Raw genomic sequence first — 16,303 nt, forward strand, 5'->3', positions numbered from 1 at the left:
CGCAGCGGCTGGCATGAAACCTGCATCTTTCTGGCATAACCCCTGTTAATGACTACACTTACTGTGAAGATGTTCTCAGTTAGCCAGTATTGTCAGCAATGCGCTTGCAAGTTTGAGGAGAGTGACCTATCCCGTTACCGCGTTTTATCCCTCAATCACCGCTTTATCAGAATTTCCCGCTTGCTGACCTGACTGCGTCAGGACATTCTTGTTTTAACTCAATGTTTTATTAAAATTCGATTTTCAGGAGAAGTAACGTGACCCAAGCGGCAGACACCCATGCCAGGTACCCGACATTAAGCGGCGGGCAGTACGCCTTCTTTTTTGATGTCGACGGCACGCTGGCAGCGATTCAGTCCCGTCCCGAAGCGGTATTTATTCCTGAGCAGGTCATCGCGCAACTGCAGCAGCTCTCTGCACTCTCGCAGGGCGCGCTGGCGCTGGTCTCCGGCAGACCCATAGAACAACTCGATGCGCTGGCCGCTCCCTGGTACGGCCCGGCTGCGGGCGTACATGGTGCTGAGCGCCGTGATGCAGAGGGTAATCTGCAACGCATCAGCCTGCCGGTCGAGGTGGAGCAATCGCTCAGGACGGAGTTGCAGGATGCCATGGCATCCTGGCCTGGCACCCAGCTGGAGGTAAAAGGCATGGCTTTCGCACTTCACTACCGTCAGGCGATGCAGCATGAGCAGGATGTGATGCGACTGGCTGAACAGTCAGTAAAACGTTTTCCCGGACTGGCGCTTCAGCCGGGGAAATGTGTGGTTGAGATTAAACCGGCAGGTATCGATAAAGGCGCCGCAATCAGCGACTTTATGCAGCAGCCCCCTTTTGCCGGACGTACGCCGGTCTTTATTGGCGACGATCTGACGGATGAAAAGGGCTTTCTGGCCGTGAACGCACGGCAGGGCGTCTCGATCAAAGTCGGAGAAGGTTCCACCCAGGCCCATTATCGGCTTCATGATGTCGATGCGGTTTACGGCTGGCTGGAAAGAACATTATTACTATCAGATCAAGACAACGTCGGTAAGGAGTTTAGGTTATGAGTCGTTTAGTGGTTGTATCTAACCGTGTCGCCATGCCCGATGGGTCAAAAACCAGCGCTGGCGGTTTGGCCGTCGGTATTCTCGATGCACTGAAAAGCACCGGTGGACTGTGGTTTGGCTGGAACGGTGAAATCAGCGAGTACACAGGCGAAGAGGTAGAAGAAGTCACGGTTCAGGAACATGAAGGTATTGAGTATGCCTCGTTCCCGCTGAGCCAGAACGATTACGATCTCTACTATTGCCAGTTCTCAAACACTGTCATCTGGCCCGCATTCCATTATCGCCTTGACCTGGTTCAGTTCCAGCGGGAAGCCTGGGAAGGGTATTGCGACGTTAACGATGCGGTGGCACAGCGTTTAAAACCGCTGATCAAGCCGGATGATATTGTCTGGATCCACGATTATCACTTTTTACCGTTTGCAGCCGCGTTGCGTCGGGCGGGCATTAATAACCGCATCGGCTTCTTCCTGCATATTCCGTTCCCGACGCCTGAAATATTCAATGCGCTGCCGCCGCACAAAGAGTTGCTGGAAATGCTGTGCGAATATGACCTGCTGGGGTTCCAGACCGAATCGGATCGGGTGGCCTTCCTCGACAGCGTCAGCCAGCTTACACAGCTGCAGAATAAGGGCGACAAAAAACATCGCGCCTTTGGCAACACCTTTATGACTGAGGTTTATCCCATCGGGATTGAGCCAGACAGTATTAAAGAGATGGCCGAAGGGCCGCTGCCACCAAAAATGGCCGCCATGAAGAAAGAGCTGGGCGATGCACGCAATATTATTGCCTGCGAACGTCTCGACTATTCCAAAGGTCTGCCTGAGCGTTTTCTTGCCTATGAAGCGCTGCTGGAGAACTTCCCGCAGCATCGCGGCAAAATTCGCTACTCGCAGATTGCACCGACCTCGCGCGGCGATGTGCAGGCGTATCAGGATATCCGTCATCAGCTGGAGACCGAAGCAGGGCGCATCAACGGTAAATACGGTACGCTGGGCTGGACCCCGCTCTACTACCTTAACCAGCATTTTGACCGTCGACTGCTGATGAAAATCTTCCGTCTGACCGATGTCGGTCTGGTTACGCCGCTGCGTGACGGTATGAACCTGGTGGCGAAAGAGTACGTGGCTGCGCAGGACCCGGATGATCCGGGTGTACTGGTGCTGTCGCGCTTTGCGGGTGCGGCTAACGAGCTCACCTCCGCGCTGATTGTGAATCCGTATGACCGTGATGAAGTGGCCGCCGCGCTGGATAAGGCGATTACTATGCCGCGTACCGAAAGGATTTCACGCTACAACGACATGATGGCGGTATTGCGTAAAAATGATATTACCGCCTGGCGTGAAGGCTTCCTGAAAGACCTGGAACGCATTGAACCGCGCAGCGTTGACCACAACACGGTTAATAAAGTCGCGACCTTCCCAAAACTCGCCTGATATCTGTTCTGACTCAGGGTTATGAAAGCAGCGGCGCCTCTACGGCGTCGCTGCTTTTTTTTCGGCCCAGGTCACAGAAAACTCGCCTGCTATCTGTTAATGACCGTTTGCTACGATTCTACGCTGATAACGTCAGTGGCTGCCCGGAGTGGCCCGATAAATGCAGGTAAGCCCGGAAATCCCCGTCCTGTCAGCCCCTGCCGCTTTCTTTACCTTCTTTACTCAAGTTTCTCTTCAGGCTGCCGATAGTGATAGTGCCAACGCATAACCCTTCGTTAATTCATTCGACTTTCTTATATAACCCCTTGTTACAGTGGGAATCAGAGTCTGTACACCCGGTCACCACTGTTAACGCCAGGTTGCCAGAAATCTGACCTGCTGCCGTATAAACCTTAACGATTTCATTACTCACCCTCTGCGATACTCCCCTTAAGTAACTAATTTAAAAGCAAATACCTGAAGGTCGCAGCAGCATAATATGCTGATAACCTTTCTTTGGGTGGTTCTAAATAGGGTGTTAAAACGATTAACACCCGATATTCATTCCGGACTGCGCAAAGCGTCGAATAGCGATGCTTTTACCCCCTATTAAACCTTTCTCAGGACCAATTGGACTTAAAATCGGGCATTTTTGCTCAAAAAATGACCAGTCGGTAAGTAATGGTAAAGGGTTGCTGAAGAAATTTGCGTTAAAAGTGTGATCTGCGTCACACTTTATCTAAAATTTCACATCACTGTCGTTGTATGTCGAAATCAGACGATATAGATTTGCGTTGTTTTCGGAATAGTCCTAAAAAATGTAAGAAGACGTCACGGAAGATGTCCAGAACTCGAAAATAAAATGGCATGGATTTTCGACCTTCGGTGGGTCTGAAACCCACACAAAAATGGAAGGCGAAAACGGTGACATTAACGTTACGTGAAGTTTTTTTTGCCATCTTTTGATTTAACAAACAGCAGCTCGAACCGCAGATTTATTCTGCGATACAGTTACGTCGCATCTCTCAGGATGGAAAAATAATGGGCACCTCTGAAGTACTGAAACATATTTACGATCTCAACTTGTCTTATTTACTGCTTGCGCAGCGTTTAATTAACCAGGATAAAGCTTCTGCAATGTTTCGCCTCGGAATTGACGAGAAAATGGCGAATGCATTATCTGAATTAACATTGCCTGAGATGGTAAAAATGGCGGAAACCAATCAACTGGTTTGCCAGTTTCGTTTTACCGATAGCAGCACCATTAATCGCCTGACGCAGGAATCACGCGTGGATGATTTACAACAAATCCACACCGGCATTTTATTATCGAGCCGTTTACTGCGTAATGCGTCTAAAGATGATGCACCTGCTAAAAAGAGAGCAATGTCATGAGTGAGAAAAGTATTGTTCAGGAAGCACGTGATATTCATCTCGCGATGGAGCTCATTACATTAGGTGCCCGCTTACAGATGCTTGAGAGCGAAACCCAGCTGAGCCGCGGTCGTCTCATCAAGCTCTATAAAGAATTACGTGGCAGTCCGCCACCGAAAGGTATGCTGCCGTTCTCTACGGACTGGTTTATGACGTGGGAGCAGAACATTCATGCTTCTATGTTCTGTAACGCCTGGAAGTTTTTGCTGAAAACCGGGTTGTGCAGCGGCGTCGATGCCGTGATTAAAGCTTACCGCCTGTATCTTGAACAGTGTCCTCAATCGGACGAGGGCCCGCTGTTGGCGCTGACTCGTGCCTGGACCCTGGTCCGATTCGTTGATAGCGGTATGCTGGAACTGGCAGATTGTAAAAGCTGCAACGGCAGCTTTATTAATCATGCGCATCAGCCGGTTGGCAGCTTTACCTGCAGCCTGTGCCAGCCACCATCACGGGCAGTAAAAAGACGTAAACTTTCTGCAGAACCTGCCGATATGTTTCCACAACTGCTGGATGAACAGGTTAAACACGCCGTTTAAGTTTGTTCGCACTGTGGAAGCCATCCAGCAGCGGTTAATACCGCTGCTTTTTTTTTGCTTGCGGTTCAGTAATAACATCTGCGGCTCTCTGGCTTAACTTCCACCAACACGTTACGGACGTAAGGATTTTTTTGTGCTGATAATTATAGGTTACCTGATTGTTTTAGGCTCCGTGTTGGGCGGATATGCGCTGGTAGGTGGCCATCTGGGCGCGCTTTATCAGCCAGCCGAATTATTAATGATCGGCGGTGCCGGTGCCGGTGCTTTTTTAGTCGGCAACAACGGTAAGTCGATTAAAAAAACGCTGAAGGCGCTGCCTAAGTTATTTCGCGGCTCCAAGTACAACAAAGCGGTTTACATGGATTTGATGGCGCTGCTTTATCGCCTGATGGCGAAGTCGCGTCAGCAGGGCATGTTATCGCTGGAACGCGATATTGAAGATCCCAGCCAGAGTGAAATTTTTGCTAATTATCCCCGCATTCTTGCCGATAAACAGTTAGTGGATTTTATTACTGACTATTTACGCCTGATGGTGAGCGGCAACATGAACGCTTTTGAAATCGAAGCGTTGATGGATGAAGAGATTGAGACCTACGAACACGAGTGTGACGTACCAGCGCAAAGTATTGCTGCAGTGGGTGATGGTCTTCCGGCATTCGGTATCGTCGCCGCGGTAATGGGCGTGGTCCATGCACTGGCTTCGGCCGATCGTCCAGCCGCTGAACTCGGTGCGCTGGTCGCGCATGCGATGGTGGGCACCTTCCTGGGCATCCTGCTGGCCTACGGGTTTGTCTCTCCACTCTCGTCAGTGCTGCGTCAGAAGTGTGCGGAAACCACCAAGATGATGCAGTGCATTAAGGTGACATTGCTGTCGAGCCTGAATGGTTACGCGCCGCAGATTGCGGTGGAATTTGGTCGTAAGACGCTCTATTCCGCCGAGCGTCCGTCGTTCAGCGAACTGGAAGAGCACGTACGTAACGCCAAGAACCCGGCTAAACAGACTTCAGACGAGGCTTCATGAAACACGGCAATCGCCCAATTGTGCTGATCAAAAAGCGCAAACATAAAGGCCATGAAGGCAGCCACGGATCGTGGAAGATTGCCTACGCCGACTTTATGACGGCGATGATGGCCTTTTTTATGGTGATGTGGCTGCTCTCAATCGCCAACCCGCAGGAGCTGGTGCAGATAGCAGACTACTTCAAAACACCGCTGAAGGTAGCGATTACCGGCGGGGCGCGCAGCAGCGACAGCGAGAGCCCGATCCCCGGCGGCGGTGATGATCCGACCAAAAAGATTGGCGAAGTGAACAAAGTCGTCGATATGGACGCCCAGAAACGCAAGCTGGATGAGATTCGCCTTAACCGGCTGCGTGAAAAGCTCGACCAGCTGATTGAAGCGGATCCGCGTCTGAAAGCGCTGCGCCCGCATCTGATCATCAACATGGTGGAAGAGGGGCTGCGTATTCAGATTATCGACAGCCAGAATCGCCCGATGTTTAAGACCGGTCGGGCCGAGGTTGAGCCCTATATGCGCGATATTCTGCGTGCGATAGCGCCAGTCCTTAACGACATTCCGAACCGCATCAGCCTGGCCGGACATACCGATGATTTTCAGTATGCCAGCGGTGACAAAGGCTACAGCAACTGGGAACTGTCGACAGACCGTGCTAACGCCTCACGCCGTGAACTGGTGATGGGCGGCTTAGACAGTGGAAAAATTTTACGGGTGTTGGGTATGGCCGACACCATGCGCCTGAAAAATCGTGGCGGTAATGACGCCGTTAACCGCCGCATCAGCCTGCTGGTGTTGAACCACGACACCGAAGCGGCAATAGAAAAAGAGAACGCAGAAAGTGATGCCGTCCAGATCAGCGATCCGGCGGCCATTGAACAGATTACCGCACCTGCAACACCAGGCGGCGCGGTGAATACAGCAGCCCCCTCACAGCCGAGGTGATTCCCGTGAGTATGGACATCAGCGATTTTTACCAGACGTTTTTTGATGAAGCCGATGAGCTATTAGCGGATATGGAACAACACCTGTTGGGCTTAGACCCGCAGGAGCCAGATTCGGAACAGCTTAACGCCATCTTCCGTGCCGCTCACTCCATTAAGGGTGGGGCCGGAACCTTTGGTTTTACGGTATTACAGGAAACGACTCATATCCTGGAAAACATTCTGGATGGTGCTCGTCGCGGCGAGATGCAGCTCAGCACCGACATCATCAACCTGTTTTTGGAAACCAAAGATATTATGCAGGAACAGCTCGATGCTTATAAAACCGCGCAGGAGCCTAACGCGGAGAGCTTCAAATATATCTGTGAAGCGCTGCGCCAGCTGGCGCTAGAGGCCAAAGGTCTGCCGGTTGATGTTCCGGCCAGTGTTGCCACTGCCAGCGCAGAACCGGCCAGCACCAGCGGCCTGCGTGTACAGCTGATCGATCTCAAAGAGAAAGAGGTCGATCTGATGCTGGAAGAGATGAGTAATCTCGGCACCCTGACCAACGTACAGAAAGGCAGCACCACGCTGGATGTCTGCATTGATGGCGTCGGTAAAGATGACATCGTGGCGGTGCTCTGCTTCGTCATCGACGAAGCACAGATCCGCTTCCCGGCAGCAGACGAAGCCGTTGCCGCGCCAGCTGCTGTTGCAGCCGAGGCCGAACCGGTGGTGGAAGACGTTCACACCGCCACCGTCACCGAACTGCCGGTGGCCGCAGTGAAGCGTGAAAGTAAGCGCGTCGCGGCACCTGCCAAATCGAGCGAATCCACCAGCATCCGTGTTGCGGTGGAGAAAGTCGATCAGCTGATCAACCTGGTGGGCGAACTGGTCATTACCCAGTCAATGCTCGCTCAGCGTTCCGGCGAACTCGATCCGGTCGCGCACGGCGACCTGCTGAACAGCATGGGTCAGCTGGAGCGTAACGCCCGCGATCTGCAGGAATCGGTGATGTCGATTCGTATGATGCCAATGGAATATGTCTTCAGCCGCTTCCCGCGTCTGGTGCGTGACCTGGCCAGCAAACTCGGCAAAGAGGTCGAACTGACGCTGCTGGGCAGCTCAACCGAACTCGATAAGAGCCTGATTGAACGCATCATCGATCCATTAACGCACCTGGTGCGTAACAGTCTTGACCACGGTATCGAAACGCCAGAGAAACGTCTGGTGGCCGGTAAAGTGGCAACCGGTAACCTGACGCTTTCAGCGGAACATCAGGGCGGCAACATCTGCATTGAAGTGTCTGATGATGGTGCCGGTCTGAACCGTGAACGTATTCTGGCTAAAGCCCTCTCATCGGGCCTGCCGGTTCACGAGAACATGAGCGACGAAGAGGTCGGCATGCTGATCTTCGCACCGGGCTTCTCCACCGCAGAGCAGGTGACGGATGTTTCAGGACGCGGCGTCGGTATGGACGTGGTGAAACGAAATATTCAGGAGATGGGCGGTCACGTCGAAATCGCCTCGAAGCAGGGCAAAGGCACCACCATTCGTATCCTGCTGCCGCTGACCCTGGCCATCCTTGATGGGATGTCCGTTCGTGTGGCCGATGAAGTCTTTATTCTGCCGCTGAATGCGGTGATGGAGTCGCTGCAACCGCGCGCCGAAGAGCTGAAACCGCTGGCCGGTGGCGAGTGCGTGCTGGAAGTGCGTGGCGAATATCTGCCACTGGTCGAGCTGTGGAACGTCTTTGATGTGCAGGATGCCAAAACCGAGGCCACTCAGGGCATCGTGGTAATCCTGCAAAGCGCGGGCAAACGTTACGCGCTACTGGTCGATCAGCTGATTGGCCAGCATCAGGTGGTGGTGAAGAACCTGGAAAGTAACTATCGCAAAGTGCCGGGCATCTCTGCCGCCACCATTCTTGGCGATGGTAGCGTGGCGCTGATTGTTGATGTTTCAGCACTGCAATCACTTAACCGTGAAAAACGTGTGGCTGGCGCTGCCGCCTGATTGATAACGAAAGGGTAAATAACATGAATGGAATGGCAACCGTGACAAAAATCGCTGGCGAAACTGTGGGTCAGGAGTTTCTGGTCTTCACGCTGGGCGACGAAGAGTACGGCATCGATATCCTCAAAGTTCAGGAAATTCGCGGTTACGATCAGGTAACGCGTATCGCAAATACCCCTGAATTTATCCGCGGCGTCACTAACCTGCGCGGCGTAATCGTGCCGATTATCGATCTGCGCGTGAAGTTTGCGCAGCCCGATGTTGAGTACAATGAAAACACCGTGGTTATCGTGCTGAATCTGGAAAATCGCGTGGTCGGTATCGTGGTTGACGGCGTCTCTGATGTGCTGTCGCTGACCCAGGATCAGATCCGTCCTTCACCAGAGTTCGCTGTGACCATGTCCACCGAGTACCTGACCGGTCTGGGTGCGCTGGGCGATCGCATGCTGATTCTGGTCGACATTGAGAAGCTGCTGAGCAGCGACGAGATGGCGCTGGTGGATAACCTGCGTAGCGCGTAATTGAATCATCACGGGCCGGTTATGGCTGGCCCGTGATAGTTTCACTGAGCGATAATTCCTTTCTATTCATAGAATAAAGCCGCATTGCACTCTAATTTCCCGCTGTCACCTGCCGATAATCCCTCAGTCACTTTAATTACCTACTTTCTTCAGGGTTACTCATGTTAACGAAAATCCGTGTTGTCACCAGCCTGTTACTGGTGTTGCTGGTGTTTGGGCTGTTACAGGCCTTCTCCGGTTCTGTTTTCTACTCCGCATTAAGCCACGACAAGCAAAGCTTCGCCGTGTCGCAGCTGGCGATGCAAAATACGCAGTCGCTCAACGACGCCTATATGAGTCTTAACCAGAGCCGGGTGCTGCTGACCCGTATTCAGCTGCGTTTCGCCACCAGTAAGCTGGAAGGCAAAACGGCCGATGTCGCCACGCTGTTTGACGACAGCAAAAACTTTCAGCAGGCGGCCGCCGGTTTTTTCAAAGTCTTTAAAGAGACACCCGATACGCCGGGACAGAATAGTGAGTTAAACAACCAGCTGGAGCAGCGCTACAGCGACTATGGCGCTGCGCTGGATCAGTTGCAGACGGCGCTACAGGCAAACGATCTGATTGCGGCCGGTAAAGCCCCGGTGGCGCCAAGCCAGAGTGCGTTTCTGACGGTTTACCGTGAATGGCGAGCCGATCAGAATCGCCTGACTACGCTTGGTGTTGAAGAGAACAGTTCTGCTTACAGCCGTATGATGTGGATCCTCTCCACCATCATGGCCGTCGTGGTCGCCGTGATCGTGCTCTGCTGGTTTGGACTGCGCAAAATCGTGATGACACCCCTCAACAGCAGCATTAATCACATCCAGCATATCGCCCAGGGCGATTTAACCCAGCCGATTGTGGTGGAAGGGCGCAATGAGATGACTCAGCTCGCGGCCAGTCTGCATGACATGCAGCAGTCACTGGTGCGCACGGTGACCAATGTGCGTGACGGCTCGGATGCGATTTTCACCGGTGCCAGCGAGATCTCTGCCGGAAACAATGATCTTTCTGCCCGCACAGAACAGCAGGCTGCGTCACTGGAGCAGACGGCGGCCAGCATGGAGCAGCTCACAGCCACGGTGAAACAGAACGCCGAAAACGCCCGCCAGGCGTCACAGCTGGCACTCAGCGCCTCAGAAACCGCAGAAAAAGGCGGCAACGTGGTGGCGGGTGTCGTGAAAACCATGAGCGAAATCGCCGGCAGCTCGAAGAAGATTGCCGATATCACCAGCGTGATTGATGGCATTGCTTTCCAGACTAATATTCTGGCGCTTAACGCCGCCGTTGAAGCGGCGCGAGCCGGAGAGCAGGGTCGCGGTTTTGCCGTGGTGGCGGGCGAGGTGCGTAATCTGGCACAGCGCAGCGCCCAGGCGGCCAAAGAGATCAAAGGGTTGATCGACGACTCAGTGAACCGGGTCAATGTCGGTTCGCAACTGGTCGGCACCGCCGGGGAAACCATGAGCGATATCGTCAGTGCGGTTACGCGCGTCACCGACATCATGGGTGAAATCGCCTCGGCGTCGGACGAGCAGAGTCGCGGAATCGATCAGGTCGGGCAGGCGGTCACTGAGATGGATCGCGTTACCCAGCAGAACGCCTCGCTGGTGGAAGAGTCCGCAGCCGCAGCCGCCTCGCTGGAAGATCAGGCCAGCCGGTTAAGTCAGTCAGTGTCGGTCTTCAAAATTAAACGCGGCGCCTTGCAGCAGACGCTGACAAAGCATCTGCCGATTGCCGCACCCGCTACGGCGGCGCTGGCACCACGCAAAGCCCTGACGGCACCGGTCAGTGATACTCACTGGGAAACCTTCTGATGTCACGCTGCGCATCCTGCGGGATGCGCAGCAACCCCTCGCGATTCCTCTGCGTAAAGCCAAACTCAGCAGCTCATGCTGATAAAAATAATTACAAAAGCCACTTCTCTCCTGAAAGCGCTGAATAGCATTAATTAATCCTGTTACATCGCCGATATAGCCGCTGCACCTAAATTAACCTGCAGGGGAACAAGATGTTAAAAAAAATAAAAGTGGTGACCAGTTTAATCGCAGTCCTGGTCATCTTTGGCGCGCTCCAGCTAGTCGCTGGCAGCCTTTTCTGGTCAGCCCTCAATAAAGACAAAGAGTCCTTTGCGCTGTCGCAGATCTCTAATCGCAATGTCACCGAGATGACTGACGCCTATATTTCACTGAACAATAGCCGTACCACGCTGAACCGCGGCATGCTGCGCTTACAGACCAGCATGGCCTCGCAGATGAACGGCGGTCAGCTTGATGAGCTGATCAACAAAGCCAATACCCAGTTAGCGGAAGCCGATCGCCACTTTAAAATCTATTACCATCTGCCAACCACGTCAGGTCTTGACGAAACCATGGGCGACACGCTTGAAGCGGATTACGCTAACTACGAAAACGGCCTGAAGGCGATGGTAAAAAGTCTGCAGGCGCGTGACCTGGAAGGGATGTTTAAACAGAACATTGAGCAGAAACAGGTCGCGATGCAGGAGAGCTACAACAAATGGCGTGCGCGTCAGACTGAGCTTTCCGATCAGGGAATGGCGCAGAACCAGAAAGCCTTTAAACAGATGATGTGGCTGCTGGCCGCGATTGGTGTTGCGGTGCTTGCGGTGATTATTACCTGCTGGTTTGGCCTGCGTCAGGTGTTGATTCAGCCGCTGCAACAGCTGCTGGCACAGATTCGCGCTATTGCCTCCGGCGATTTGACCCAGCCGATTGTGGTTGAGGGGCGTAATGAGATGAGCCAGCTGGCAGCAGGCATTCATGAGATGCAGCAGTCGCTGGTGATGACGGTGGGGAATGTGCGTGACGGCTCTGATGCCATCTTTACCGGTGCCAGCGAAATCGCCGCCGGTAACAACGACCTGTCGGCCCGCACCGAAGAGCAGGCCGCTTCGCTGGAGCAGACCGCTGCCAGCATGGAGCAGCTCACTGCCACGGTGAAGCAGAATGCTGACAACGCCCGTCAGGCATCCCAGCTGGCGCTGACCGCCTCCGAAACCGCGCAGCAGGGCGGTAAAGTGGTGAATGGCGTGGTCACAACCATGAAAGAGATCGCCGGCAGCTCGAAGAAGATCGCGGACATTATCAGCGTGATCGACGGCATCGCCTTCCAGACTAATATCCTGGCGCTGAATGCGGCGGTTGAAGCGGCACGTGCCGGTGAACAGGGTCGCGGTTTTGCGGTGGTGGCCGGTGAAGTGCGCAGTCTGGCCCAGCGCAGCGCCCAGGCCGCCAAAGAGATTAAAGGCCTGATTGAAGACTCGGTGTCACGCGTCAACAGCGGTTCACTGCAGGTTGAAAGCGCCGGCAGCACCATGAATGAGATTGTGGGTGCCGTGACCCGCGTTACCGACATCATGGGTGAGATCGCCTCGGCTTCCGATGAGCAGAGCCGCGGTATCGAGCAGGTCGGTCTGGCCGTTACCGAAATGGATCGCGTGACCCAGCAGAACGCCTCGCTGGTTGAGGAGTCTGCCGCCGCTGCGGCCGCACTGGAGCAGCAGGCCAGCGTCCTGACCCAGGCCGTCTCCGTTTTCAAAATTTCCCGCGCCTGATTTTTTCCTCTTTCAACATGGCGGCGGCGTAAAGCCGTCGCCATGCATAAAGTTCCCCCCGTCTCCGCCGATAAATACACACGAATCGCCAACCAATGAGGTGTTTATGTTTAGTCGAGTACGAGTCGTCTCCGGCCTGCTGTGTGTGCTGGCGCTGTTTGCGCTGCTGCAGCTGTTTTCCGGCGGAATGTTTTTCAAAACTGTCAGTTCAGATAAAGAGAATTTTGCCTACAACCAACGCCTGAATACTCTGCAACAGGCGATGGGCACCTCATGGGTTTCGCTGGTTCAGGCGCGCAACACCCTTAACCGCGCCGGTATCCGTTTTCTGCAGGATGCACAGATGTCGGGCTCGGGTGCCAGCGTGAAAGAGCTGGTCGCCCTGGCGGGCGAGGAGCTGAAGCAGGCTGAAGTCAGCTATCAGATATTCAACGATAACCTGTCAGAAGAAGGCAAAACGGCCGAAAACGTCCGGGCGTTACAGGCGAACTACAAGGCCTATCACGATGCGCTGGCGGAGCTGATGGTCTTCTTCACCGCCGGCAATTTCAAAGGTTTTGTGGATCAGCCGACCCAGAGCTACCAGGACAAGTTCCAGAAAGATTACAGCGAGTGGCTTGAGCACAATAAAGCGCTGTCTCAGCAGGGTGTGGAAGCCAACCAGCACGCGTATACCCGCTCCATCACTATTGTCATCGCCACACTGGCAGTGACCTTGCTGATGATTATCCTGGTGTGGAACGTGATGCGCTCGGTGCTGATCCGTCCGCTGCGTCAGAGTATTGAGCATATCCAGCACATCGCACGGGGCGACTTGACCCAGCCGGTTGAGATTAGCGTGCGTAACGAAATCGGGGAGTTACTGACTTCGCTGCAGCACATGCAGCAGGAGCTGGTCCGTACCGTGCGAACCGTTCGAGACGGCTCTGATGCCATCTATACCGGTGCGAGCGAAATCTCCATCGGCAATAACGATCTCTCTTCGCGTACCGAACAGCAGGCCGCTTCGCTGGAGCAGACCGCTGCCAGCATGGAGCAGCTCACCGCGACCGTGAAGCAGAATGCCGAAAACGCCCGTCAGGCGTCCAAGCTGGCGCTGACCGCCTCTGAAACCGCGCAGCAGGGCGGCAAAGTGGTGGATGGCGTGGTCACCACCATGAAAGAAATTGCGGGCAGTTCCAAGAAGATTGCCGATATCACCAGTGTGATTGATGGCATCGCCTTCCAGACCAACATCCTGGCGCTGAATGCGGCCGTTGAAGCGGCGCGTGCCGGTGAACAGGGTCGCGGCTTTGCGGTCGTTGCCGGTGAAGTGCGCAGCCTGGCGCAGCGCAGCGCCCAGGCCGCCAAAGAGATTAAAGGTCTGATTGAAGATTCGGTTAGCCGCGTTAATACCGGCTCGGTGCTGGTAGAGAGCGCCGGTGACACCATGAGCAACATCGTCAGCGCGGTCACCCGCGTCACCGACATCATGGGTGAGATCGCCTCAGCGTCAGACGAACAGAGCCGTGGCATTGACCAGGTGGGCCTTGCCGTGACCGAGATGGATCGCGTCACCCAGCAGAACGCCTCACTGGTCGAAGAGTCAGCGGCAGCGGCTGCAGCGCTCGAAGATCAGGCAAGTCACTTAAAACAAGCGGTATCAGTGTTCAATATTGGTAAAGAATTTGTCGCTCAGGCCGTTAACAAGACAACGGCGATGAAAACTCTCCAGTCAGATGCACCGTTAGCCGTTGGTCGTTCGCCTGCTACCCGCAGCGACGACAACTGGGAAACCTTTTAAACGCCCGTGGCCCGGCCGCCATTGAGCCGCCGGGCATCGCAGCAGACAAATAATGTATTGAGTTCGGGCCAGGTGCAGAGATGAAAAAATCGACAATTTTAGATCAAAATGAGACGACAACGCTGCTGTCGCAAATGGTGCAGCGTTTACCGCTCTCCGATACGCATTTTCGTCGTATCAGCCAGCTGATCTATCAGCGTGCCGGTATCGTACTGGCCGATCACAAGCGTGAGATGGTTTACAACCGTCTGGTTCGTCGCCTGCGTACGCTGAATATCGATGATTTCGGTCGCTACCTGGCGCTGCTGGAGTCCGATCCGAACAGTGCCGAGTGGCAGGCGTTTATCAATGCCCTGACCACTAACCTGACCGCGTTCTTCCGCGAAGCGCATCACTTCCCGATTCTGGCGGAGCATGCACGTAAGCGACAGGGCAACTTCAGCGTCTGGAGTACCGCAGCGTCAACCGGCGAAGAGCCTTACTCCATCGCCATGACGCTGGCGGAAGCGCTGGGCACCGGACCGGGCAAGTTCCAGGTTCATGCCAGCGATATCGACACCCAGGTGCTGGAAAAAGCGGTGGCGGGTGTTTATCGCCAGGAGGAGCTGCGCACGCTGTCACCCGCGCAAATGCAGCGCTACTTCCTGCGCGGCACCGGTCCTCATGCCGGTATGGTGCGTGCGCGTCCCGAGCTGACCAATATGGTCACTTACGCGCAGCTTAACCTGCTGGCCAATGACTGGGCGCTGCCGGGTCAGTTCGACGCTATTTTCTGTCGCAACGTGATGATCTATTTCGATAAAGAGACGCAGGAGAAGATTCTGCGTCGGTTTGTCCCGCTCCTGAAGCCGGGTGGCATTCTGTTCGCCGGGCACTCAGAAAACTTCAGTCAGATCAGTAAAGAGTTCTGGCTGCGCGGGCAAACCGTCTATGGACTGACGAAGGAAAGATGATGAGCAAAATCACCGTGATGTGCGTAGATGACTCTGCGCTGATGCGGCAGTTGATGACTGAAATCATCAACAGCCATCCGGATATGGAGATGGTCGCTACGGCGCCCGATCCGCTGGTCGCCCGCGATTTGATTAAGCAGTTCAATCCGCAGGTGCTGACGCTGGATGTGGAAATGCCGCGCATGGATGGCCTCGATTTCCTGGAAAAACTGATGCGGTTACGGCCAATGCCGGTGGTGATGGTTTCATCGCTGACCGGGAAAGGCTCTGAAATTACCCTGCGCGCGCTGGAGCTGGGAGCGGTGGATTTCGTCACCAAGCCACAGCTCGGTATCCGCGAAGGGATGCTGTCTTACAGTCAGATGATTGGCGACAAAATTCGTGCAGCCTCCCGTGCCCGACTGCACAACCGTGCAGCGATGCCGGTGCCGGCGACGCTGAAAGCGGGCCCGCTGCTGAGTAGTGAGAAGCTGATTGCGATTGGCTCCTCCACCGGGGGTACCGAGGCGATTCGCCATGTGCTGCAGCCGTTACCGGCGACCAGCCCGGCACTGCTGATTACCCAGCATATGCCGCCAGGCTTTACCCGCTCTTTCGCCGAGCGTCTGAACAAGTTGTGTCAGATCACGGTAAAAGAAGCTGAAGATGGTGAGCGTATTCTGCCAGGCCATGCCTACATCGCGCCAGGCGCAATGCACATGGAGCTGGCCCGAAGTGGCGCCAACTATGTGGTGAAACTGAATGAAGGACCACCGGTTAACCGGCACAAACCCTCTGTGGATGTGCTGTTTAAATCGGTGGCAACTTACGCCGGACGAAATGCGGTGGGGGTCATCCTCACCGGCATGGGCAACGACGGTGCCGCCGGGATGCTGGAAATGCATCGGGCAGGCGCCTGGACTATTGCCCAGAACGAAGCCAGCTGTGTGGTATTTGGCATGCCGCGTGAGGCCATTGCCACAGGCGGCGTGAGCGAAGTCGTGGATTTAAGCAACATCAGCCAGCACATGCTGGCGAAAATTAGCGCCGGACAGGCATTGCGTATTTAACAGGCCCGTCCCGCCGGGCGAGAC

General features: G+C 54.5%; 13 protein-coding genes. All 13 read left to right on the forward strand.

Annotated elements, in window-relative coordinates:
• Nucleotides 1-257: 257 nt before the first annotated feature.
• The 13 genes from otsB (at nt 258) to NR201_RS10190 (ending at nt 16,279) form a co-directional block, all read left to right on the forward strand.
• On the forward strand, nt 258-1,046 hold the full coding sequence (otsB, locus tag NR201_RS10130) for a trehalose-phosphatase (RefSeq protein WP_256849728.1): 789 nt from the start codon (nt 258-260) through the stop codon (nt 1,044-1,046).
• Nucleotides 1,043-2,479 carry an alpha,alpha-trehalose-phosphate synthase gene (otsA, locus tag NR201_RS10135; protein ID WP_010258527.1) on the forward strand — a complete coding sequence of 479 codons (1,437 nt, stop codon included), beginning with the start codon at nt 1,043-1,045 and terminating at the stop codon, nt 2,477-2,479. The genes otsB and otsA overlap by 4 nt, the downstream gene beginning before the upstream one ends.
• Before the next feature lie 1,020 nt (nt 2,480-3,499).
• Nucleotides 3,500-3,853 (forward strand): flagellar transcriptional regulator FlhD, encoded by a 354-nt coding sequence (gene flhD, locus NR201_RS10140; RefSeq protein ID WP_010258528.1) that lies wholly within the window; start codon nt 3,500-3,502, stop codon nt 3,851-3,853.
• Nucleotides 3,850-4,428, forward strand: a complete 579-nt coding sequence (flhC, locus tag NR201_RS10145) for a flagellar transcriptional regulator FlhC (RefSeq protein WP_010258532.1) — start codon at nt 3,850-3,852, stop codon at nt 4,426-4,428. The genes flhD and flhC overlap by 4 nt, the downstream gene beginning before the upstream one ends.
• 133 nt (nt 4,429-4,561) lie before the next feature.
• Nucleotides 4,562-5,449, forward strand: a complete 888-nt coding sequence (motA, locus tag NR201_RS10150; protein WP_003849139.1) for a flagellar motor stator protein MotA — start codon at nt 4,562-4,564, stop codon at nt 5,447-5,449.
• Nucleotides 5,446-6,387, forward strand: a complete 942-nt coding sequence (gene motB, locus NR201_RS10155) for a flagellar motor protein MotB (protein ID WP_010258536.1) — start codon at nt 5,446-5,448, stop codon at nt 6,385-6,387. The genes motA and motB overlap by 4 nt, the downstream gene beginning before the upstream one ends.
• 11 nt (nt 6,388-6,398) lie before the next feature.
• Nucleotides 6,399-8,381 (forward strand): chemotaxis protein CheA, encoded by a 1,983-nt coding sequence (gene cheA / locus NR201_RS10160; RefSeq protein ID WP_022625500.1) that lies wholly within the window; start codon nt 6,399-6,401, stop codon nt 8,379-8,381.
• Nucleotides 8,382-8,404: 23 nt separating this feature from the next.
• Complete coding sequence (gene cheW, locus NR201_RS10165) at nt 8,405-8,902, forward strand: chemotaxis protein CheW (RefSeq protein WP_010258541.1); 498 nt, start codon at nt 8,405-8,407, stop codon at nt 8,900-8,902.
• A 161-nt stretch (nt 8,903-9,063) separates the two neighbouring features.
• A complete protein-coding gene (locus tag NR201_RS10170; protein ID WP_010258543.1) occupies nt 9,064-10,737 on the forward strand; it encodes a methyl-accepting chemotaxis protein in 1,674 nt (557 codons plus the stop codon).
• A 194-nt stretch (nt 10,738-10,931) separates the two neighbouring features.
• The gene (locus NR201_RS10175) at nt 10,932-12,494 is read left to right on the forward strand and encodes a methyl-accepting chemotaxis protein (RefSeq protein ID WP_187494757.1); all 1,563 of its coding nucleotides are present in this window, start codon (nt 10,932-10,934) and stop codon (nt 12,492-12,494) included.
• A 106-nt stretch (nt 12,495-12,600) separates the two neighbouring features.
• Nucleotides 12,601-14,277 (forward strand): methyl-accepting chemotaxis protein, encoded by a 1,677-nt coding sequence (locus NR201_RS10180; RefSeq protein ID WP_010258548.1) that lies wholly within the window; start codon nt 12,601-12,603, stop codon nt 14,275-14,277.
• A gap of 80 nt (nt 14,278-14,357) precedes the next feature.
• The gene (gene cheR, locus NR201_RS10185; protein WP_010258551.1) at nt 14,358-15,230 is read left to right on the forward strand and encodes a protein-glutamate O-methyltransferase CheR; all 873 of its coding nucleotides are present in this window, start codon (nt 14,358-14,360) and stop codon (nt 15,228-15,230) included.
• Nucleotides 15,230-16,279 carry a chemotaxis response regulator protein-glutamate methylesterase gene (locus NR201_RS10190; RefSeq protein ID WP_010258555.1) on the forward strand — a complete coding sequence of 350 codons (1,050 nt, stop codon included), beginning with the start codon at nt 15,230-15,232 and terminating at the stop codon, nt 16,277-16,279. Before cheR ends, NR201_RS10190 begins: the two co-directional genes overlap by 1 nt.
• Nucleotides 16,280-16,303 lie beyond the last annotated feature (24 nt).

This window comes from Pantoea sp. Fr-CA_6, assembly GCF_024520895.1.
Lineage (GTDB): Bacteria > Pseudomonadota > Gammaproteobacteria > Enterobacterales > Enterobacteriaceae > Pantoea > Pantoea agglomerans.